Origin of the sequence: Caenibius sp. WL, assembly GCF_019803445.1 — a bacterium.
In the GTDB taxonomy this organism is placed as follows: domain Bacteria; phylum Pseudomonadota; class Alphaproteobacteria; order Sphingomonadales; family Sphingomonadaceae; genus Caenibius.
In genome coordinates this window covers 740,863-760,263 of record NZ_CP081844.1, presented here as the reverse complement: position 1 = coordinate 760,263, position 19,401 = coordinate 740,863, and the positions used below count along the sequence as shown (strand labels likewise).

At 63.2% G+C, this 19,401-nt stretch carries 25 protein-coding genes, 1 tRNA gene and 1 pseudogene; 9 read left to right on the top strand and 18 right to left on the bottom strand.

The window, feature by feature from the left end; genetic code table 11:
• Positions 1-5 precede the first annotated feature (5 nt).
• The gene (locus K5X80_RS03770; RefSeq protein ID WP_222559515.1) at positions 6-914 is read right to left on the bottom strand and encodes a LysR family transcriptional regulator; all 909 of its coding nucleotides are present in this window, start codon (positions 912-914) and stop codon (positions 6-8) included.
• A 128-nt stretch (positions 915-1,042) separates the two neighbouring features.
• On the opposite strand from K5X80_RS03770, the gene K5X80_RS03765 reads away from it, so the two are divergent.
• The 6 genes and pseudogenes from K5X80_RS03765 to K5X80_RS03740 all read left to right on the top strand — a co-directional run.
• A complete protein-coding gene (locus K5X80_RS03765; protein WP_222559514.1) occupies positions 1,043-1,372 on the top strand; it encodes a nuclear transport factor 2 family protein in 330 nt (109 codons plus the stop codon).
• Complete coding sequence (locus K5X80_RS03760) at positions 1,369-2,148, top strand: SDR family oxidoreductase (protein ID WP_222559513.1); 780 nt, start codon at positions 1,369-1,371, stop codon at positions 2,146-2,148. The genes K5X80_RS03765 and K5X80_RS03760 overlap by 4 nt, the downstream gene beginning before the upstream one ends.
• Positions 2,149-2,339: 191 nt before the next feature.
• Positions 2,340-2,669 carry an ArsR/SmtB family transcription factor gene (locus tag K5X80_RS03755; protein ID WP_222559512.1) on the top strand — a complete coding sequence of 110 codons (330 nt, stop codon included), beginning with the start codon at positions 2,340-2,342 and terminating at the stop codon, positions 2,667-2,669.
• Positions 2,670-2,679: 10 nt separating this feature from the next.
• On the top strand, positions 2,680-3,105 hold the full coding sequence (gene arsC, locus K5X80_RS03750) for an arsenate reductase (glutaredoxin) (protein ID WP_222559511.1): 426 nt from the start codon (positions 2,680-2,682) through the stop codon (positions 3,103-3,105).
• A 2-nt stretch (positions 3,106-3,107) separates the two neighbouring features.
• Positions 3,108-4,181 carry an ACR3 family arsenite efflux transporter gene (arsB, locus tag K5X80_RS03745; RefSeq protein ID WP_283249221.1) on the top strand — a complete coding sequence of 358 codons (1,074 nt, stop codon included), beginning with the start codon at positions 3,108-3,110 and terminating at the stop codon, positions 4,179-4,181.
• Between the two features lie 20 nt (positions 4,182-4,201).
• Positions 4,202-4,381 (top strand): annotated as a pseudogene (locus tag K5X80_RS03740) (arsenical resistance protein ArsH); the annotation flags it as partial.
• 65 nt (positions 4,382-4,446) lie between these two features.
• Here the strand turns inward: K5X80_RS03740 and K5X80_RS03735 are convergent.
• Positions 4,447-5,163: an IS6 family transposase gene (locus K5X80_RS03735; RefSeq protein WP_222559510.1), complete on the bottom strand. Its 717-nt coding sequence runs from the start codon at positions 5,161-5,163 to the stop codon at positions 4,447-4,449.
• 120 nt (positions 5,164-5,283) lie between these two features.
• Positions 5,284-5,374 (bottom strand) — tRNA-Ser (locus K5X80_RS03730).
• A gap of 74 nt (positions 5,375-5,448) precedes the next feature.
• Here K5X80_RS03730 and K5X80_RS03725 point away from each other — a divergent pair.
• Positions 5,449-5,799 carry a DUF1905 domain-containing protein gene (locus K5X80_RS03725; RefSeq protein ID WP_222559509.1) on the top strand — a complete coding sequence of 117 codons (351 nt, stop codon included), beginning with the start codon at positions 5,449-5,451 and terminating at the stop codon, positions 5,797-5,799.
• A gap of 26 nt (positions 5,800-5,825) precedes the next feature.
• On the opposite strand, the gene K5X80_RS03720 is transcribed toward K5X80_RS03725, so the two are convergent.
• Both K5X80_RS03720 and hemF read right to left on the bottom strand, forming a co-directional pair.
• A complete protein-coding gene (locus tag K5X80_RS03720) occupies positions 5,826-7,916 on the bottom strand; it encodes a RelA/SpoT family protein (RefSeq protein ID WP_222560370.1) in 2,091 nt (696 codons plus the stop codon).
• Positions 7,917-8,007: 91 nt separating this feature from the next.
• Complete coding sequence (gene hemF, locus K5X80_RS03715; RefSeq protein ID WP_222559508.1) at positions 8,008-8,865, bottom strand: oxygen-dependent coproporphyrinogen oxidase; 858 nt, start codon at positions 8,863-8,865, stop codon at positions 8,008-8,010.
• A gap of 45 nt (positions 8,866-8,910) precedes the next feature.
• Here hemF and pdeM point away from each other — a divergent pair, with 45 nt between their 5' ends.
• Positions 8,911-9,603, top strand: a complete 693-nt coding sequence (pdeM, locus tag K5X80_RS03710) for a ligase-associated DNA damage response endonuclease PdeM (protein WP_222559507.1) — start codon at positions 8,911-8,913, stop codon at positions 9,601-9,603.
• A gap of 116 nt (positions 9,604-9,719) precedes the next feature.
• Complete coding sequence (gene infC, locus K5X80_RS03705) at positions 9,720-10,241, top strand: translation initiation factor IF-3 (protein ID WP_283249220.1); 522 nt, start codon at positions 9,720-9,722, stop codon at positions 10,239-10,241.
• 171 nt (positions 10,242-10,412) lie between these two features.
• Here infC and K5X80_RS03700 read toward each other — a convergent pair whose 3' ends face one another.
• The 13 genes from K5X80_RS03700 to hisB form a co-directional block, all read right to left on the bottom strand.
• Entirely contained in the window at positions 10,413-10,961 is a 549-nt protein-coding gene (locus K5X80_RS03700) for a J domain-containing protein (protein WP_222559506.1), read from the bottom strand.
• Positions 10,962-11,055: 94 nt separating this feature from the next.
• Entirely contained in the window at positions 11,056-11,556 is a 501-nt protein-coding gene (pal, locus tag K5X80_RS03695) for a peptidoglycan-associated lipoprotein Pal (protein ID WP_222559505.1), read from the bottom strand.
• 64 nt (positions 11,557-11,620) lie between these two features.
• Positions 11,621-12,985 carry a Tol-Pal system beta propeller repeat protein TolB gene (gene tolB / locus K5X80_RS03690; RefSeq protein WP_222559504.1) on the bottom strand — a complete coding sequence of 455 codons (1,365 nt, stop codon included), beginning with the start codon at positions 12,983-12,985 and terminating at the stop codon, positions 11,621-11,623.
• Entirely contained in the window at positions 12,982-13,920 is a 939-nt protein-coding gene (tolA, locus tag K5X80_RS03685; RefSeq protein ID WP_222559503.1) for a cell envelope integrity protein TolA, read from the bottom strand. The genes tolB and tolA overlap by 4 nt, the downstream gene beginning before the upstream one ends.
• Positions 13,921-13,929: 9 nt before the next feature.
• The gene (locus K5X80_RS03680; RefSeq protein ID WP_222559502.1) at positions 13,930-14,379 is read right to left on the bottom strand and encodes an ExbD/TolR family protein; all 450 of its coding nucleotides are present in this window, start codon (positions 14,377-14,379) and stop codon (positions 13,930-13,932) included.
• A complete protein-coding gene (gene tolQ / locus K5X80_RS03675) occupies positions 14,379-15,089 on the bottom strand; it encodes a protein TolQ (RefSeq protein WP_222559501.1) in 711 nt (236 codons plus the stop codon). The genes K5X80_RS03680 and tolQ overlap by 1 nt, the downstream gene beginning before the upstream one ends.
• Positions 15,086-15,568 carry a YbgC/FadM family acyl-CoA thioesterase gene (locus tag K5X80_RS03670; RefSeq protein WP_222559500.1) on the bottom strand — a complete coding sequence of 161 codons (483 nt, stop codon included), beginning with the start codon at positions 15,566-15,568 and terminating at the stop codon, positions 15,086-15,088. Before K5X80_RS03670 ends, tolQ begins: the two co-directional genes overlap by 4 nt.
• 225 nt (positions 15,569-15,793) lie before the next feature.
• Positions 15,794-16,174, bottom strand: a complete 381-nt coding sequence (locus tag K5X80_RS03665) for a histidine triad nucleotide-binding protein (RefSeq protein WP_261390622.1) — start codon at positions 16,172-16,174, stop codon at positions 15,794-15,796.
• A complete protein-coding gene (locus K5X80_RS03660) occupies positions 16,171-16,497 on the bottom strand; it encodes a phosphoribosyl-ATP diphosphatase (RefSeq protein ID WP_222559499.1) in 327 nt (108 codons plus the stop codon). The genes K5X80_RS03665 and K5X80_RS03660 overlap by 4 nt, the downstream gene beginning before the upstream one ends.
• Positions 16,498-16,557: 60 nt before the next feature.
• Positions 16,558-17,331 carry an imidazole glycerol phosphate synthase subunit HisF gene (gene hisF, locus K5X80_RS03655; RefSeq protein WP_222559498.1) on the bottom strand — a complete coding sequence of 258 codons (774 nt, stop codon included), beginning with the start codon at positions 17,329-17,331 and terminating at the stop codon, positions 16,558-16,560.
• A 5-nt stretch (positions 17,332-17,336) separates the two neighbouring features.
• Entirely contained in the window at positions 17,337-18,065 is a 729-nt protein-coding gene (gene hisA / locus K5X80_RS03650; RefSeq protein WP_283249219.1) for a 1-(5-phosphoribosyl)-5-[(5-phosphoribosylamino)methylideneamino]imidazole-4-carboxamide isomerase, read from the bottom strand.
• A 2-nt stretch (positions 18,066-18,067) separates the two neighbouring features.
• Positions 18,068-18,697, bottom strand: coding sequence for an imidazole glycerol phosphate synthase subunit HisH (gene hisH, locus K5X80_RS03645; RefSeq protein ID WP_222559497.1), 630 nt, complete (start codon positions 18,695-18,697; stop codon positions 18,068-18,070).
• A complete protein-coding gene (gene hisB, locus K5X80_RS03640; protein ID WP_222559496.1) occupies positions 18,690-19,283 on the bottom strand; it encodes an imidazoleglycerol-phosphate dehydratase HisB in 594 nt (197 codons plus the stop codon). The genes hisH and hisB overlap by 8 nt, the downstream gene beginning before the upstream one ends.
• Positions 19,284-19,401: the final 118 nt, after the last annotated feature.

Sequence of the window (19,401 nt, the reverse complement as noted above, 5' to 3'; positions counted from 1 at the left end):
AGCGGTCATTCGCGGCGTGTAAGGACAGAAATTTCTCGGGCGAGCTTAATGAAGGCCTTGAAAGCGGCAGAAGGATTTCGCCGGCTAGGGTAATAGAGGCACAGCGGATTGAGCGGCGGGGTCCAGTCTTCCAGAAGCTGGATCAGGCGGCCCGAGGCGAGATCGTCACGAACATCGTGCTCCATGAAAAAGCCGATGCCAACACCTTCAAGGGCCGCGATCCGGGACAGGCTTGCTTCATCGAGCGTGATCGGGCCCTGCACATCAATCTGCAGCGGCTCGCCATTCTTCTCGAAATGCCATCGATAGGGTGCGCCATTGGGCAGGCGGATGCAGAGGCATATGTGGCCGAGAAGATCCGACGGCACGCGCGGCCGGTTTTTGCCCTTAAGATATGATGGAGAAGCCACGACGGAGAAGCGTCGAGCGGGCCCCAGCGGTAACGCGATCATGTCACTCGGAACGAGGTCGGCGCTTCGGACCCCCAGATCGAAGCCGTCCGCCACGACATCGACCAGCCGCCCTTCGGTTACCAAGTCGATATGGACCTGCGGATAGCGACGGAGGAACTCCAGAATGAGCGGAGAGAATATCTCCCGCGCGGCGGTTGCGAAGGCGTTGATGCGCAAGGTTCCGGACGGGGTTTCCTGCTGGGATCTCACCGCCTCCATCGCCTCGTGGATCGTCCCCAATGCCGGCCCCACTCGCTCGACAAAGGATCGCCCGGCATCGGTCAGCGACACACTGCGGGTCGTGCGATTGAAGAGCCGGACGCCAAGCTGCCGCTCCAGTTTGCCGATGGCATTGCTCAACGCGGTGGTCGACATACCGAGCTCCAGCGCCGCAGCGCGAAAGGAGCCTCTCCGCACAATGGCGAGCACCGCTTCAAGCTCGATGAAACTCTGCCTGATCATTGTCCCGCTAATCGCAACGCAACATGCTTCTTTATCCCGATTATCGCCAGCCGCGTCCATCCCTATGTCAGTCGGCGACAATGGCGGGTGCCCATGCTCCCGTCGGTCGGCAACCTAAGGAGAGAACAATGGCCATCGATCTACCGAACCCGATAGCTGCCTATTTCGAGGCTGACAGACAGAAGGGTGCCGAAGCGATCGCCCGGTGTTTCACCGAAAATGCGGTGGTCAAGGATGAGGGCCGTACTTACACAAGCCGCGAGGCGATCCGGCGATGGAAAGCACACTCCGCCAATAAATATAGCTATGCGGCCGAACCGGTGGCCATCGGACACGATAATGGCCGGATCATAGTAGCCAGCCATCTCGTGGGCGACTTCCCCGGCAGCCCAGTGGATCTACGTTACTTCTTCGTTCTACAGGGTGACGAGATCGCCGAACTGGAGATCGTCCCATGACCAGTTTTCTCACGCTGGAGGGAAAGCGGGTGCTGATAACCTCCGGCACGCGGGGAGCGGGCGCGGCCACGGTAAACCTGTTTCGCCAACTCGGCGCCCAGGTTCTGACAACCGCCCGGACGAAGCCTGACGCGCTCCCGGAAGAGCTCTTCATTGCTGCTGATCTGACAACCGCCGCAGGCTGTTCAGTGCTGGCCAGCGCTACCAGGGAGCGGCTCGGTCATTTGGACGTCATCGTCCACATGCTTGGCGGTTCGAGCGCGCCGGCCGGCGGCTTCTCCGCGCTGCGCGACGCCGAGTGGTTGAAGGAGCTGGACCTGAACCTGATGCCGGCCGTCCGCCTTGATCGCGACCTCGTGCCAGACATGGTGTCGCGTGGCAGCGGCGTCGTCGTCCATGTGACCTCGATCCAGCGTGTGCTGCCTCTGCCGGAAGCGACGACAGCCTATGCCGCTGCCAAGGCCGCCTTGTCGACCTACAGCAAGAGCCTGTCGAAGGAAGTCTCGTCCCGCGGCGTTCGTGTCGTGCGCATATCGCCTGGCTGGATAGAAACCGAAGCATCCGTGCAACTCGCCGGGCGGCTGGCTTCGGAGGCGGGCACCGGTCTGGAAGATGGCAAGCGCATGATTATGGCATCGCTCGGCGGCATTCCGATCGGCCGCCCTTCAACACCCGAGGAGGTTGCGAACCTGATCGCATTCCTGGCGTCCGATTTGGCCGGCAGCATCACCGGGACCGAATACGTGATCGACGGGGGAACCGTACCAACTGCTTGATCGGGATTGTCCGCCGACATAGCTGCCACTGCGCGCCGCAAATTGGCTCCCTGTTAGCACTCATGCGTTCATCACCCATCTCATCGCGATGTTGCCGATAATCGCAGGCTGTCAGTTTGGCCGGCAAGCATCGCATCGGAAAATTGCGATGTGTCTTGACGCATCCCAATCGCATCGGATATTTCCGATGCATGGAAACCGAATCTGCCCTTTCAATGCTAGCGGCCCTGGCGCACCCAACGCGGCTCGCGACCTTCCGGCTATTGGTTCAGCATGAACCTCAGGGTCTGTCGACAGGACAGCTTGTCGAAGCAAGCGGGCTGACCCAGAGCACTTTCTCTACCCATCTCGCCGTCCTGGCGAAGGCGGGACTGGTCATATCGGAGAAGCGCGGACGTTATCAGATTCAGCGCGTCAGTATCGATGACTTCCGCGGCCTGATGCTTTTCCTGGCCAAGGACTGCTGTCAGGGACGGTCTGACCTTTGCGAGCCGCTGCTCGCCGAACTCACCTGCCGCTGAAAGGCAAACCATGACCGTGATCGTCATCTACCACAATCCCGACTGCGGGACCTCGCGCAATACACTCGCCCTCATCCGCAACTCGGGCATCGAGCCGCATGTGGTCGAATATCTCAAAACCCCGCCATCACGAGCTCTTTTGGTCGAGATGATCGATCAGGCAGGGCTGACACCGCGCGAACTGCTCCGCGAAAAGGGCACGCCCTATGCCCAACTCGGTCTTGGTGATGATGCTCTCACCGACGATGCGCTGATCGACGCGATGGTGATGTACCCCATCCTGATCAACCGCCCCCTCGTTGTGACACCGATCGGGGTAAAGCTGTGCCGCCCGTCCGAAGCCGTGCTCGATATCCTGCCGGATGCGCAGCGCGGCGCCTTCGCTAAGGAGGACGGCGAGCAGGTGATCGACGCTGCCGGCCAGCGTGTAATCTGAAGATGGCGACTGTCGCCCAAGATGGGCTCACCAAGCCGGCGATGAGCCTGTTCGAGCGCTGGCTGACCCTCTGGGTCGCGCTCTGCATCGTTGCCGGGATCGCGCTCGGCCATGCAGTGCCTGCTGTGTTCACGGTCATCGCCTCAGCCGAGATTGCGCAGGTCAATCTGGTCGTCGCGATCCTGATCTGGCTGATGATCGTGCCGATGTTGCTCAAGATCGATTTCGGCGCGTTGGCCGCCGTGCGCCAACATTGGCGTGGCGTCGGCGTCACGCTCTTCGTCAATTGGGCGGTGAAGCCATTCTCGATGGCCTTACTGGGTGCCCTATTCCTCGGTTGGCTCTTCGTTCCGTTCCTCCCGGCCGGACAGTCCTCATCCTATATCGCTGGACTGATCCTGCTGGCTGCGGCGCCGTGCACGGCAATGGTCTTTGTCTGGTCCAACCTCTGCGATGGCGATCCGATCTTTACGCTCAGTCAGGTCGCATTGAACGATCTGCTCATGGTCGCCCTGTTCGCACCCATCGTCGGCCTGCTGCTGGGTGTTGCCGCGATCACGGTGCCTTGGGATACGCTGCTGATCTCGGTCGGCCTCTACATCATCGTGCCGGTTCTGGTGGCGCAGGCAGTGCGCAAATCTGTCATGGCATCGGGTGGCGAAGCCGCGCTCAATCGCCTGCTCGGCAGGCTCGGCCCGCTGTCACTCGTTGCGTTGCTGACCACGCTCGTCTTGCTGTTCGGCTTCCAGGGCGAACAGATCGTGGAGCAACCGCTAGTCATCGCGCTGATTGCGGTGCCGATCCTCATTCAGGTCTATCTTAATGCGGGCATTGCCTATCTGCTGTCACGCCGGCTTGGCGTGGTCTGGTGCGTTGCCGCGCCTTCCGCACTGATAGGCGCGTCAAACTTCTTCGAACTGGCGGTGGCGGCCGCGATCTCGCTCTTCGGTCTTCATTCAGGCGCAGCGCTGGCAACAGTCGTAGGGGTTCTGGTCGAAGTCCCTGTCATGCTTTCGGTCGTCTGGATCGTAAAAACCAGTCGCGACTGGTATGAGCGCGCGGCGCCGGCACGCTGATCCCAAGGCAAGGAAACACCATGTCCCGTGTGCGCCCGCTCTTCGATGCTGACAATCTTCCAGCGCTGGATAGCCGTTTCGTTCTCGACCGGCCCGGTCTCGGGCTGGGCGATGATCAGCCGCCGCCCCGCATTCTGCTACTTTACGGCTCGCTGCGCGAACGCTCCTTTTCGCGCTTCGCGGTCGAAGAGGCGGGAAGACGGTGCTGTCAGTCCGATGCGAACTGCTCTCCGTTTGGCAGATTCCGTTCTATGAGTGCGCGTACTCAGGCCATCAGCTTTTGCCACTCAGCTAAGGCAGCTGAGCGGCGGGCCTTGTAGGTTTCTCTATCGACGAGATGGCGTTCTGAAGCGAAATGGTTGTGGACGTTGGCATGGACCGAAGCAAACTTCTGTAGCGACTTCATCTGTCGAAATCTCAGCATCGCCCGCTCTCGTCGCCGGAAGGGCAAATGGCTGTTCTCCACCCGGTTGTTCGCATAGCGGCCGACCTCCTGCTTCTGTTCGCAGCCGAGGTCCTTCATCCCAGCCTTGTAGGAACGAAGCCCGTCGGTAGTGATGGTCTCCACTGTCCCGTGGCGCTTAAGTGTCTTCTTCATAAACCGCAGAGCCGCAGCTTTGTCCCGGGTCTTCGTGACGTAGCTCTCGAGGATCTCTCCCTCGTGATCGACGGCCCGCCAGAGATACACCATCTCGCCGTTAATCCGCACATAGGCCTCATCAAGATGCCATCTCCAATGACGGAAGCCCCGCATCCGGCTGACCCGCTGCTTGCGGATATCGGCAGCGAGCAGCGGGCCGAACCGGTTCCACCACAGCCTCACGGTTTCATGACAAAGGTCGATGCCGCGCTCGAACAGCAGATCTTCCACGTTCCGCAGCGATAGCGGAAACCGCACATACAGCATCACCACCATGCGGATCACCTCGGGTGAGGAGTGGAAATACCGGAACGGATTGGCTGGTTTGCGAGGACGGGGCATCACCCCGCCCTACCCATTCAAGCAATCGGTGCAATCCTTCTGACAGCGCCGTTGAGGACGCTGGTAGCCACCAAGGGAGGGAAATCGGCGGGAATCGGCGTTCCCGGTTTTATACCGAAGTGGCGGAGCGGGAGGGATTCGAACCCTCGATACGGGGTTACCGTATACACACTTTCCAGGCGTGCGCCTTCGACCACTCGGCCACCGCTCCGTTCGCCTGCGGTACGCGCCCTAGCTGTGACTTGCGGCTTTCGCAAGGCATCCGATGATGGCAAACGGGGTTTTATGCCTGCGCCCCCCTTTCCCGAGCCCGGCAATGCCGAAGAATGCGTGGTTTTCTGCGGGCCGCTGTGGCGCTGGACCGGGGGAAAATCGGCTTCCTGGTATTTTCTGACCATCGACGGAGCCGCCGCCGAGCAGATTGCGGGCCACGCCCTGATGCGGCGGCTGGAACTGGGTCAGGCACGCGGATTCGGTTCTGTCAGAGTGATAGCCCGGATCGGCGGCAGCGTGTGGCGGACATCGCTGTTCCCCAAAGGCAAGGATGGCTGGATGCTGCCGGTCAAGGCCGCCATCCGCAAGGCCGAGAATCTGGCCGAAGCTGACCCGGCGACGTGTGAACTGACTTTGCTTTAACCGTCCAGCACTTGCCGCCGGACCACCTAAATCCGGGCGGCCTCGGCCACCGCATCGCTGGCACGCAGGGCACTGACGATGCGGGTGAGATGCGCCAGATCCTCCACTTCGAGATCCACCTCGTATGTGCCGAAAGGGCCATCGCGCTGAACCATCTGAAGATTGGTGACATTGGCATGGTTCTTGGCGAAAATGCCCGTCACTTCGGCCAGTGTCCCGGTGCGATTGTACAGCACCAGACGCAGGCGCCCGATCGCGCCGTTGGAGCGTTCACCCCATGACAGATCGATCCAGTTGGCATCGACGCCGTTGGCCAGTTCGAGACAATCGATCGCGTGCACTTCCACGCCTTGCCCCGGCTTCTTGAGGCCGACGATGCGATCACCCGGCACCGGATGGCAGCATTGCGCCAGCCGGAAACCGGCACCGGTGGTCAGTCCCTTGATCGAAACGGCCCGTTCCTGCCGTGGCCAGGCCCCCGGCTCGGCGATATTGCGTGCGCTGCCAGGCACCAGCGCCTCCATCACCTCGACATCGGTGATCTTGGCGGCGGCGATGGCCGCCATCAATTCGTCTTCATCGTCGAAGCCCAGACGCTTGACCGCCTCGCGCACCGCCTTCTTGCCGATCTTGGTCGGCAGACGATCACAGATCTCTTCGAACAAGGTACGGCCGAACACCGCGATTTCCGCGCGTTCCTTCTGCCGCACGGCACGGCGAATGGCGGCGCGGGCTTTGCCGGTGACGACAAACCCGAGCCAGGACAGTTCGGGGCCCGCCCCTTCGCTTTTGATGATTTCGACCACATCGCCGTTGTTGAGCTGCGTACGCAGCGGCATGTGGCGGCCGTTGATCTTGGCCCCCACCGCTTTCGCACCCAGATCGGTGTGGACGGCGAAGGCGAAGTCCACCGGCGTGGCGCCTTTGGGAAGCTGGAACAGCGTCCCCTTGGGCGTGAACGCGAAGATACGGTCCTGATAAATCGCCAGACGCGTGTGTTCGAGCAGTTCTTCCGCATCATGGCTGGCGTCGACGATTTCGATCAGATCGCGCAGCCACCCGACCTGCCCATCGGGCCTGTCGCCCTGCTTGTAAGCCCAGTGCGCGGCCAGCCCGAATTCATTGGTGCGGTGCATTTCGTGCGTGCGAACCTGCACTTCCATCCGCATCGAGTTTTCATAGATCAGCGAAGTGTGCAGCGAACGGTAGCCGTTCGATTTGGGCGTGGAGATATAGTCCTTGAACCGACCCGGGATCATCTGCCACGTGGTGTGCAGGACGCCGAGCGCGCGGTAGCAATCTTCCACCGTATCGGCCAGCACGCGGAACGCCATGATATCGGTGATCTGTTCGAAGCTGACGTGGCGTTCCGCCATCTTTTTCCAGATCGAATAGGGGTGTTTTTCCCGCCCCGACACTTCGACTCTGACACCGGCTTCGGACAGCGCCTGCTTGATCGCCAGAGCGATCGCATCGACCTGACCGCCATCGGTGCTCCGGATCTGGTCGAGCCGCCCGGTGATCGTGGCATAGGCTTCCGGTTCGAGCTGTTCGAACGCCAGCAGCTGCATTTCGCGCATATATTCGTACATGCCCACACGCTCGGCCAGCGGGGCATAGATATCCATCGTCTCCTTGGCGATGCGGCGGCGCTTTTCCTCGCTCTTGATGAAATGCAGCGTGCGCATGTTGTGCAGCCGGTCGGCCAGCTTGACCAGCAGCACGCGCAGATCTTCGCTCATCGCCAGGAAGAACTTGCGCAGATTTTCGGCCGCGCGTTCGCTTTCCGTCATCGCTTCGATCTTGGAAAGTTTGGTCACGCCATCGACCAGCCGGGCGATGTCCGGCCCGAACAGCTTTTCGATTTCCTCGGTCGTGGTCAGCGTGTCTTCCACCGTGTCGTGCAACAGGGCGGTGATGATGGTTTCCTGATCGAGCTTGAGCGCGGTCATCAATCCGGCGACTTCAATCGGATGACTGAAATAGGGGTCGCCGCTGGCGCGCTTCTGGGTGCCGTGCTTCTGCACGGTATAGACATAGGCGCGGTTGAGCAGGGCCTCATCCGCGTCGGGTGCGTATTCCTTTACTCGTTCGACGAGCTCGTATTGTCGCAACATCGCGGTCATGATGTGAACAATTCCTGCGGCAATGCAATGACAAAGACGGCGCCGCTCTGCCGCGAGGTGTAGATCGCGCGCGGGCGCGCGGTCAGTTCCACACCGCTTCGGGCGGGAGGCTCATCAGGATCGCATCGATATTGCCGCCCGTCTTGAGGCCAAACAACGTGCCGCGATCATAGACGAGATTGAATTCGGCATACCGGCCCCGCCATTCGAGTTGGCGTTGCTTGTCCTCCGCGGTGTGGGCCATGCCCATGCGCCGCCGCACCAGTTGCGGAAAAATCCCCAGGAAAGCCGAGCCGACATCGCGGGTGAAGGCAAAATGGCGTTCCCATTCCGCCGTATCAGCGCATTCCAGGTGATCGTAGAAGATACCCCCCACCCCGCGATGCACGCCGCGATGGGGAATGTAGAAATACTCGTCCGCCCATTTCTTGAAGCGCGGGTAATGTTCGGGATCGTGCGCATCGCACGCCTGCTGGAAAGCGGCATGGAAATCGCACGTATCCTCCTCATAAGGGATTGGCGGATTGAGATCGGCCCCGCCGCCGAACCACGCCTTGCTGGTGGTAAGGAAGCGGGTGTTCATGTGCACCGCCGGAACATGCGGATTGGCCATATGCGCCACCAGGCTGATGCCGGTGGCGGTAAACCCGCGCTGTTCAGCCCCCGCACCGTGAATGGTCCGGGCAAATTCGGGGGCGAATTCCCCCTGCACGGTCGACACGTTGACGCCAACCTTTTCGAACACTTTGCCTTTCATCAGTCCGCGCGTGCCGCCGCCGCCTTCCGATCTATCGGCGGTATCGCGATTCCAGGATGTATAGGAAAAGGCGGCATCGCTGCCTGCCTCGCGCTCGATTGCTTCGAACGCAGCGCAGATATCGTCGCGCAGGGTCTCGAACCATGTTTTCGCGCGGGCGGTTTGGGCAGTCCAGTCATCCATGCATGCGGCCTTGCCAAGTTGCGGCGCATCCGGCAAGCACAAGCGATGGTTCCCCTTTCGTTCGCCGATGAAGAATGGTGGTTGACGGGCAGCGGCGCGCTGTTCCGGCCCCGCAGCGCGACTTTGCTGGTGGCCGACCTGCATCTTGAAAAAGCGAGCTTCTACGCCACATACGGGCAAATGCTGCCACCCTATGACAGCCGGGAAACGCTGGGGCGGCTGGCCGATGCCATTCGGCAGACCGGCGCACGGCGCGTGTTCTGCCTGGGGGACAGTTTCCATGACCGTGGTGGTTTCAGCCGGATGGAACCGCACGCGGCCGGAATGCTCGCCGCGCTCACCCGTGCGACCGACTGGGTGTGGATCACCGGCAATCACGATGCGCAGGGCACGCCGGAAAATCTCGGCACCGTGGCCAGCGAGGCCGAGGAAGCCGGGATCGTGCTGCGCCATCAGGCGCTGACCGGGGAAACCCGGCCCGAGATATCGGGCCATTTCCATCCGCGCCTGTGTCTGACAGTGCGCGAGCGGCACATCCGCCGCCCCTGCGCCGTATTGGGGGAGGATCGCAACGGCCCGAGCCGCATGATCCTGCCCGCTTTCGGCGCGCTAACCGGGGGCATGGACGCTGCCGACCCGGCGATCATAGCGGCGATGCAGCCCGCCCGGGCGATCGATGCCGTGCTGCCCGCACAGGGGCGGCTGACACGCTTTCCCCTGTGGCGTGCCGAAAAATGATCTCCGGCCGTGCCGCTTGCCTATGCTTGCCTCTTTCGCATGGGCGCGAATCACTTTAAGAGGCGCCAGCGAACCAACGCTAAGGAGAACCTGCTATACCTCGTCCACCCCGGCGCATGATGACGCCGCCCGTCAAGAGCGGGCCCCGCTACGACAATATGATTCTCTCCGACAAAGTCCGCGTCATCGACGAGAACGGCGAGAATATCGGCGTGATGTACACGCGCGAAGCGATCGAACAGGCCGCCGATCTCGGCCTCAATCTGGTCGAGGTATCGCCCAACGCGGACCCGCCGGTGTGCAAATTCCTCGATGTTGGCAAATTCCGCTACGAAGCGCAGAAAAAGGCCAATGCCGCCCGCAAGACGCAGAAGACCCAGGATATCAAAGAGGTCAAGATGCGTCCCAACATCGACACGCACGATTACGACGTGAAAATGCGCAACGTGCACCGCTTCATCGAAGATGGGGACAAGGTGAAAGTCACGCTGCGTTTCCGTGGCCGTGAAATGAGCCACCAGCAGCTCGGCATGGACCTCCTCCGCCGCGTGCAGGACGATGTGGCCGAGATCGCCAAGGTCGAAGCCTATCCGCGACTCGAAGGCCGCCAGATGCTGATGGTGCTTGCCCCCAAGTAAAGCGCATCGCCATCGCACGCGCCCGGAAGGGTGCAGGCGCGGTTCAGACCCGTTCCACGGTCGGATATGTCTATCTTCGTCATTTCCCTGAAACGGGAATGACGGGGATCGCCATCCAGCCAAGGCAGGAAGCGGGTGCCTGCATGGCTCCTTCTCCCCGTCAGCAGCGGCTCAGCGCTTGTCCGCCGCGCCGTACCACACGCGCCGTTCTTCCGCCTGCCGCAGGACATCGTAGGCAAGCTGAAGCTTGAGGAATTCCTTGGCCGCTTCTTCATCGCCGGGGCGGATATCGGGGTGCACTTCCTTGGCCTTGGTCCGCCAAGCCTTCTTCACCGCGTCGAAGCTGGCGTCGGGATCGAGCCCCAGCGCTTCCAGCGCCCGCATTTCATCGGCACTGCGGCTGCCATCGCCGGACCCGGCCCAGCCATAATGCGCGGATTCGGCGTAACCCGCATTGGTTTGCCGTTCGGATTGCGCGCGTGCGGCTGCTTCCGCATCGTCCAACCCCGCGAAGTAATCCCAGTTCGCATTGTATTCGGCCGCGTGACGCTGACAGAAATACCAGCGATCCCGGCTGTTCGGCGCCTTGGGCGCGGGGCAATCGCCCGGCTCGTCACACCCGTGGCGATCGCACAGGCGCACCTGCGCGGCTTCCTGCGCGCTGCCATAGCCACGCCAGCGCGGGAAACCCCAGTCGGTCGAACGGCGGGGACGTGCCATCAGGTCTGCCTCGAATGCATAGGCCCGAGAATAGAGGAGGCCGGCCCGCTATACCAGCGGAACCGGCCCCAAAATGGAAAAAAACAGGACGGGATCAGTCGATCGTGACAGTCACCGCACGGCGGTTCTGCGCCCAGGCCGATTCATCCGAACCCAGCGCGGCGGGCCGTTCCTTACCGTAGGAAACGGTCGTCAGACGGCTGGCATCGACGCCCAGGCTGACGAGATAATTCTTCGCCGCATTGGCCCGGCGTTCACCCAGCGCGAGGTTGTAATCGCGTGTCCCGCGTTCGTCGGCGTGGCCTTCGATCGTGGCGCGCTTGTTGGGGTACTGCATCAGCCACTGTGCCTGCTCCTGCAACGCCGCCACCGCCCGGGTGTCGACGTTGTAACGGTCGGTATCGAAATAGATCACCTGGCGGCCCGCCATCTTGGCTTCGAAATCGGCCTGGCTGCCGGGGATCGGGCCTGCCGATTCCGGCGGCGGAGTCGATCCGGCGGGCTGCGGCGGCAATGTGTCGGGAGCCTTGCTCTGACAGGCTGCCAACGCCATCGCGCTCGCAACGATCACACTGGTGGCAAGCTTCCTTTTCATGCTTTTTCTCCTCGTTCTCTACCGCATTCACTTATGTGCCGCCCGTTCGCACGGGCATGATCCATCAAGGCAGAACCGGGCCCCATGCGGGGTCTGAGCCATCCACGGGGGTGGCCAGACGGCGCAGGTTACGGCCCGTCAGATCGACCTGCCAGAGCGATGTCCGGCCCGAATTCCGCTCCGTCCGGAAGAACTGGATGATGCGGCCGTTGGGCGACCAGGTCGGCGCTTCGTCCTGCCAGCTATCGGTCAGGTGGCGCACATTGCCACCGCTGGGGTCCATCAACGCCACCCGGAAATTGCCCGCGATATGGGTAAATGCGATCTGGTCGCCGCGCGGGCTCCATTCGGGCGTCGCCGCGCGGCCGCCGAAGAAGGAAATGCGCCGCTGGTTGCTGCCGTCGGCGTTCATGATGTAGATTTGCTGACTGCCGGAACGATCGCTCTCGAACACGATGGAACGGCCATCGGGCGAGAAGCTGCCGCCCACGTCGATTCCGGGCGCATCGGTCAGCCGCTTGCTCGGCCCGCCCTGCGCGGAGACGCTGTAGATATCCGTGTTGCCATTGACCGCCATCGAATAGAGGATGGTTTTGCCATCGGGCGACCAACGCGGCGCGAAAGTCGGATTGGTGCTCTGCGTCACCAGCCGCTGCGAACCCGATGCCAGATCATAGACGTAGATTCGCGGATTGCCGTTGAGATAGCTGAGATAGACGATTGACCGGTAATCGGGCGAATAGCGCGGAGTCAGCGCCGTGGCCTTGCCGGTGGTGATGAACCGGTGGTTGGCCCCGTCCGAATCCATAATCGCCAGTTGCTTGGTTCGATGCCCCTTGGGCCCGGTTTCGGCGATATAGGCGATCTTGCTGTCGAAGAACGGGCTTTCGCCCGACAGGCGCGAATAGACAAGGTCGGCGCATTTGTGCGCGCCGCGACGCCAATCGGCAGGCGGCAGGCGCCAGGTCTGGCTCACCAGTTGCTGCCGCAGCGATACGTCGTAGAGATGGCAGGCGATGGTCAGATTGCCGTCGCCTTCGGCCACTACGTGCCCGTGCACCAGCATATCGGCGTTGCGTCCCGACCAGATGCCCCAATTGGGCGCGGGAATTTCAGGGTAGGACGGGCGCGGCAGCGCATCGGGCCCCACCGGCAGGAACAGGCCGTTGTTCCTGAGATCGGCGGTGATCACCCGGGCGACTTCCACCCCCAATGCGCCGGTGCCCTGCGCATTGGCCGGGGTCGGCTTGTTGGCGTCGGTGGCGAAAGCCGGGATCGCGATGCCGAGATCCTGCCATTCCTTCTCGTCCGAAACGCTGCCTGTCAGCCCGCCTTGCTCCACCGGAGTCGCGGGAATCACCGGGGCCGCGGTCTGCGCCGCAGCGGGAACGGTGATGACGAAGGCAATGCAAGCTATCAGTTTTTTCACTGTGACAACTTCCTGTCGAAACGGAATGCGGAAACCCGCTTCCAACCGTTGTAATACTGTTCTGGCAGGTCAAACGGCGCCGCCAATTGCACTGCGCGAATGGCCAATTCCCTGTGCCGCGCGGCCTGCGCGCGGTTGGCATCGGTAATGCCCGTTTGAGAGACAACGCGCGGAGCCCCGGCAAGGGTCCCATCGCGATTGAGATTGAAAGCCAGCACTGTCACCAGCAATTCCGCATCGGCCCCCTGCGGACTGGACCAATGCGGCTTGAGCTGGCGTGCAATCGCCTGAGCCAGCGAGGCCTGCACCTGCGAACCGATCTGCGATGCGGCCACCGGCGCATCGGCCTTGGTTTCCCCGAAATTCGCGCCTTTGAGGAAATCGTCCCCCAGCTTGCTGCCACCGCCCGGTTTGGCGGCGGGTTTGGCAGGAGCAGGTCTGCTCGTGTCGGCTCTGGACGATGGGGCGCTGGATTGCGCTGGTTTCGCCGGGGTGCGCTTGCTCGGAGCCGGTTTCGCGGGCGCGGGCTTGGTAGGCTGCTTGGCGGGCGCCGGTCTGGTCGGCTGCTTCTTCGGCGGGGTCGGCTTGGCCGGGGCGGGCTTGGCCGGAGCAGGCTTGGGCGGAGTTGGCTTCGGCGGCGCGGGCTCGGGCGGCGGGGCGTCCTGTGGTTCGGCCGGTGCTTCCGTCGGTTCTTGCGGCGGGGCGATATCTTCCGAAATCACCGGCGCCACCGCCGCCTGCGTCTGCCGCGACACGGAGGGACTGGTCGATTCCAGCCCGACATCCTCGGCCAGGCTGACCGTCAGCCGTTCGGGCACTTTGAGCGGATGATTCGGCTTGGGCTGCAACAGAAGCATGGCCACAATCGCCACGTGCAGCACCACGGCGACGGCAAGGCCGGTACGTTCTTCAGGTTTGAGCGCTGCAAAGGCCATCGGGAATGCCTATGGAGCGGTTTCTGAACTGTTGGTGACCAGCGAAATGGAAGTCAGCCCGGCCCGGTTCAGTTCACCCATCACTTCCATGAACCGCCCGTAATTCAGCACCCGATCGCCACGCACCGTCACCAGCGGCGGCTTGCCCGAGGCATCGCGCGGCAACGCGGCCAAGTGATCGGCCAGCGCGCCGGGGGCCACCGGCTCATCATCGAGATAGATGGTGCCATCAGCATCGATCGCAATCGCGATCTGTTCCGGCTCCTGCTCCATCGGCGCGGCGCGGCTGTCAGGCAGGTCGATCGGGACCGCGGATGTCAGCAGCGGGGCCGTGACCATGAAAATGATCAGCAGCACCAGCATCACGTCCACCAGCGGGGTGACATTGATTTCCGCCATCGGCGCCCGCGAACCGCGTCCGCGCCGCCGCCGCGCGCCTCCGGCCAGACCCATCGCCATCAGCCTGCATCCATCTGGCGGCTGAGCTGGGCATGGACCTTGTCGGCCAGCCGTTGCAACCGGCCTTCGAGCACATTCACCTGCTGCGAGAAACGGTTGTAGGCGATCACCGCCGGAATGGCCGCGAACAGGCCGATCGCCGTGGCGAACAAAGCTTCGGAAATACCCGGCGCGACCACCGCGAGCGAGCTGTTCTGCTGGCTGCCGATCTGGAAGAAGCTGTTCATGATCCCCCACACCGTGCCGAACAGGCCGACGAAAGGCGCTACCGAACCGACCGTGGCGAGGAAGTTCAGCCGTTCGGACAGGCCATCCGCCTCAGCCGCGACCTGGCTTTCCATCGCACTGGCAATCCGTTCGCGCGTGCCATCGGCATCGAACGTCTTGGCTTTGCTCGACAGGCGCAGTTCCTCAAGCCCTGCGGCGACCACGCGTCCGGCCGGGCTGGTGTCGCGACCCTTGTCATCCTCGACCCCGCTATCGCCGGGGCGGTTCCACAGGGTCGCTTCGTAAGCGGCTGAGCGGCGGCGGGCCGAGCGGATTCGCACCGAAAACGAAATAACGATCATCCACACCCAGACGCTGGCGAGCAGGAGCCCGACCATCACCAACTGGACGACGATATCGGCATCCAGAAACAGCTTTACCGGATCGAGCCGGGTGGGAGCGGCCGCAGCGGCGGCGGCGGACAGAATAGCGAGGTCGGTCATGCTGCTCCTTCGGGGGCAAGAACTGTCTGCAATTTTTCGAACCAGCCCGCCGGATGACGGGAGGCCCGGCCATCGGGCGCGACGAAACCGATGCGGATTTGCGCATCGGCCAGAACCACATCGCCGCACAGCGCCTTTTGTTCCACGCGCCAACTCGCCGCGCGCAGTTCGGTCATCCGCGTGGTGACTGTCACCGCATCGCCGAGGCGGGCGGGACGCAGATAGCGGATGCCGATTTCGGTGACGGCGTAAGCGCCCCATCCGCGGGCCAGCGCGCCCGGCTGATCGAGGCCGATCTGGCGCAGGAGATCGGAACGGCCGCGTTCGAACCAGCGCAGGTAATTGGCGTGATAAACCACCCCGCCCGCGTCGGTATCGTCGAAATAGGCGCGCAGGGCGAAATGATGCACCGGCCCGTCGAACCAGCCTTGCGGCGGGGCTGGAAAGGAGCCGGGAGCCTGCCCGGCCGCGATCGTCATTGTGCGCCCCCGTGCCTGCCTGCTGGCAGACCGGCTGATCGCAGCATCGATCGGTCACCGGGTTGAATCACTGTCCTACGCCCTCTTGGTTACGCGGCATCATGCGAGACCGCTCCAGTTCATCTGCTGGATGAAGTCTGACTCTAACCTTACTGCGACTCGCCGGGCAAGCCGGTGGATACGGTGTGCCGCAAAAACCCCGCAGCCAGACGCAGGAAAACAGGCTCAGGCAGGGACCAGCGCCCCCAACGGGCGGCCGCCGCAGATATGCACATGCAGATGCGGCACCAGTTGCCCGGAATCCGGCCCGACATTGGCAATTGCGCGATAGCCCGGCTCGACCAACCCCTTGTCCCGCGCGATCTTGCCGATCGCGCGCACGAAACCGGCGATTTCTTCCGCGCTGGCCCTGGCGCTGAAATCGTCCCAGCTGACATAGGCCCCCTTGGGCAGCACCAGGATATGTTCGGGCGCCTGCGGGTGGATGTCCTCGAACGCGAAAGCCCATTCGTCTTCATAGACCTTGGTGCACGGCAGTTCGCCGCGCAGGATTTTCGCGAAAATGTTCTGATCGTCGTAAGGCATAGTGGGATCGACCGGGGTCATGCGTTCCTCGAAGCTTTTTCGGCAATGCCCGACACGCCTTCGCGGCGGTCCAGTTCGGCCAGTACATCGGCCAGAGGCACGCCTTTGGCGCCGAGCAGAACCATCAGATGGAAAATCACGTCGGCCGCTTCGCCGACCAGTTCCTCATGACTGCCCGAAAGCGCGGCGACCACGGTTTCCACTGCTTCCTCGCCCAGTTTGCGGGCGATCACGGGCACTCCGCGCGCGTTGAGCTGCGCGACGTAGCTGTGTTCGGGCGCGGCGCTGCGGCGGTCGGCGATGGTCCGTTCGAGGCGGGCCAGCGTATCATGCGACTGGGTCATGCCCCGATCCATGGATTGCCCAAGGCCGCCGGTCAAGCGGGGGCGGGAATCAACCGGCTCTCATCCCCGAGCCGGCAATCCGGCCGCGCGCAGGGCGGCATGAGCCTCAGCAATGGTGTAAGTGCCGAAATGGAAGATCGAAGCGGCCAGAACCGCGCTGGCGTGGCCTTGCGTCACCCCTTCGACGAGATGGTCGAGCGTGCCCACGCCGCCGCTGGCGATCACCGGCACGCTGACGGCATCGGCAATCGTGCGGGTCAGTTCGAGATCGTAGCCAGCCTTGGTGCCATCCCCGTCCATCGAGGTCACCAGCAGTTCGCCCGCGCCCAGTTCCGCCAGCCGCACGGCATGGGCCACGGCGTCGATTCCGGTCGCCTTGCGCCCGCCATGGGTGAAGATTTCCCAGCGGGGGGCTTCGCCCGCGCCGCTCACCCGGCGCGCATCGACCGAAGCGACGATACACTGGCTGCCGAACTTGTCGGCGATATCGGACACCACTTCTGGCCGCGACACCGCGGCGGAATTGACCGCCACCTTGTCCGCCCCGGCCAGCAGCAGCGCACGGGCATCCTCCGCGCTGCGCACGCCGCCGCCCACAGTCAACGGCATAAAGCAGACTTCCGCCGTACGCCGGACGATATCGAGCAACGTGCCCCGCCCTTCGTGGCTGGCCGAAATATCAAGGAAACACAGTTCGTCCGCGCCCGCCGCATCGTAGGCGCGGGCCTGTTCCACCGGATCGCCCGCATCCTTGAGGTCGACGAAATTGACCCCTTTGACCACCCGGCCATCGGCAACGTCGAGACAGGGGATGACGCGGATACGGACAGTCACGACCCTCAGCCTTTCTGCGCCATCGCTATCGCGGCGGCGAGGTCGAGCCGCCCGTCATAAAGCGCGCGGCCGGCGATCACGCCTTCGATGCCTTCGCCGGCATGGAGCGACAGCAGGCGGATATCGTCCAGTCCCTTGACCCCGCCGCTGGCGATCACCGGCAGATCGGTCTGCCGCGCGAGTTCGACCGTGGCATCGATATTGCAGCCCTTGAGCAGGCCGTCGCGGCCGATATCGGTGAACAGCAGGCTGGCAACCCCCGCATCCTCGAACCGGCGGGCCATGTCGACGATCGACACGTCCGACACTTCGGCCCAGCCTTCGGTCGCCACCATGCCATCGCGCGCATCGACCGCGACCACGATTCCGTTCGGGAATGCACTCGCCATGTCCTTGACGAATTGCGGGTCCTTGAGCGCCGCCGTGCCCATCACAATCCGGCTGACGCCCAGATCGAACCAGCCTTCCACCGCTTCGCGCGTGCGGATACCGCCGCCGAGCTGCACATGGCCCGGGAACACGTCCAGAATCGCTTCCACCGCCGCGCGGTTTTCCGCACGCCCGGCAAACGAACCGTCGAGATCGACGACATGGAGATATTCCGAGCCCGCTTCGGCGAACAGCATCGCCTGCGCTGCCGGATCGTCGCCATAGACGGTGGCACGCGCCATATCCCCTTCGGCAAGGCGGACCACCTGGCCCTGTTTCAGGTCGATGGCAGGAAATACGATCATGATCAGGGATTCCAGTCGAGGAAGCGCGCCAGCAGTTCCAGCCCGTAGCCTTGGCTTTTTTCCGGGTGGAACTGGACGCCCAGCAGATTGTCATGCGCCACAGCCGCCACCAGCCCGCCGCCATGGTCGGTCATCGCCGCGACATGCGCGCCGTCATCGGGCTGGAAGTGGTAGGAATGGAGGAAATAGGCTTCGCCCGCAGCGATCAGTTCGGCCCCATCGCGATGGCGGGTGGGCACGACATCGTTCCACCCCATGTGCGGCACTTTGATCGCCGGGTCGGTCCGTTCGATCAGGCGCACTTCGCCCGGCACCCAGCCCAGCCCTTTGGTCACCCCGTATTCGAGCCCGCGCGTCGCCAGCAGTTGCATGCCCACGCAGATGCCGAGGAACGGCACACCGCCGCCGCGCACCCGCTCCGCCATTGCATCGACCAGGCCGGGAATCGCGCGCAGGCCCGCCGCGCAGGCCCCAAACGCACCGACGCCGGGCAGGACGATCCGATCCGCCGCCCGCACCACGGCGGGATCGGCCGTGACTTTGACACCCCTGGCGCCAGCCGCCTTCAGCGCATTGTGCACCGAATGGAGGTTGCCCGCGCCGTAATCGACGAGAGCGATCACCTCAGCCACCGAGTTGCCCCTTGGTCGATGGCACAGCGTCGCCCTTGCGCGGATCGCGTTCGACCGCCTGCCGCATCGCCCGGGCAAAGCCCTTGTAGATGCCTTCGACGATGTGGTGGTTGTTCTGCCCGTAAAGCAGTTCGATATGCAGCGTGATGCCCAGCGCATGGGCGATCGAATGGAACCAGTGTTCGAACAGCTCGGTGTCCATCTCGCCCAGCCGCGGCTGGCTGAAGCCGGCCTTCCACACCAGATAGGGGCGGCCGGAAATGTCCAGCGCCACGCGCGACAGCGCTTCGTCCATCGGCGAATAGACCGCACCGTACCGGCCGATGCCCGCCTTGTCGCCCAGCGCCTGCGCGATCGCCTGGCCCAGCGCGATGGCGCTGTCTTCGGTGGTGTGGTGCTGGTCGACATGGAGATCGCCCGCCACTTTCATCGTCACGTCGATCAGCGAATGGCGCGAAAACTGTTCCACCATATGATCGAGAAATCCGATCCCGGTGGAAACGTCATAGGCCCCGGTTCCGTCGAGATTCACCTCGACGGCAATATCGGTCTCGCTGGTCTTGCGGGTGATCGTGCCTCTACGCATGGGCCCGCCTATAAGCCGATGGCGGATAAGCGCAACAGCCGCGTGCGCTCTCCTGCAAGCGGCTCCGCCTCGGACACACCGCCTCATGCGCCGCGCTTGCGCTTTGCGCTTGACCGGC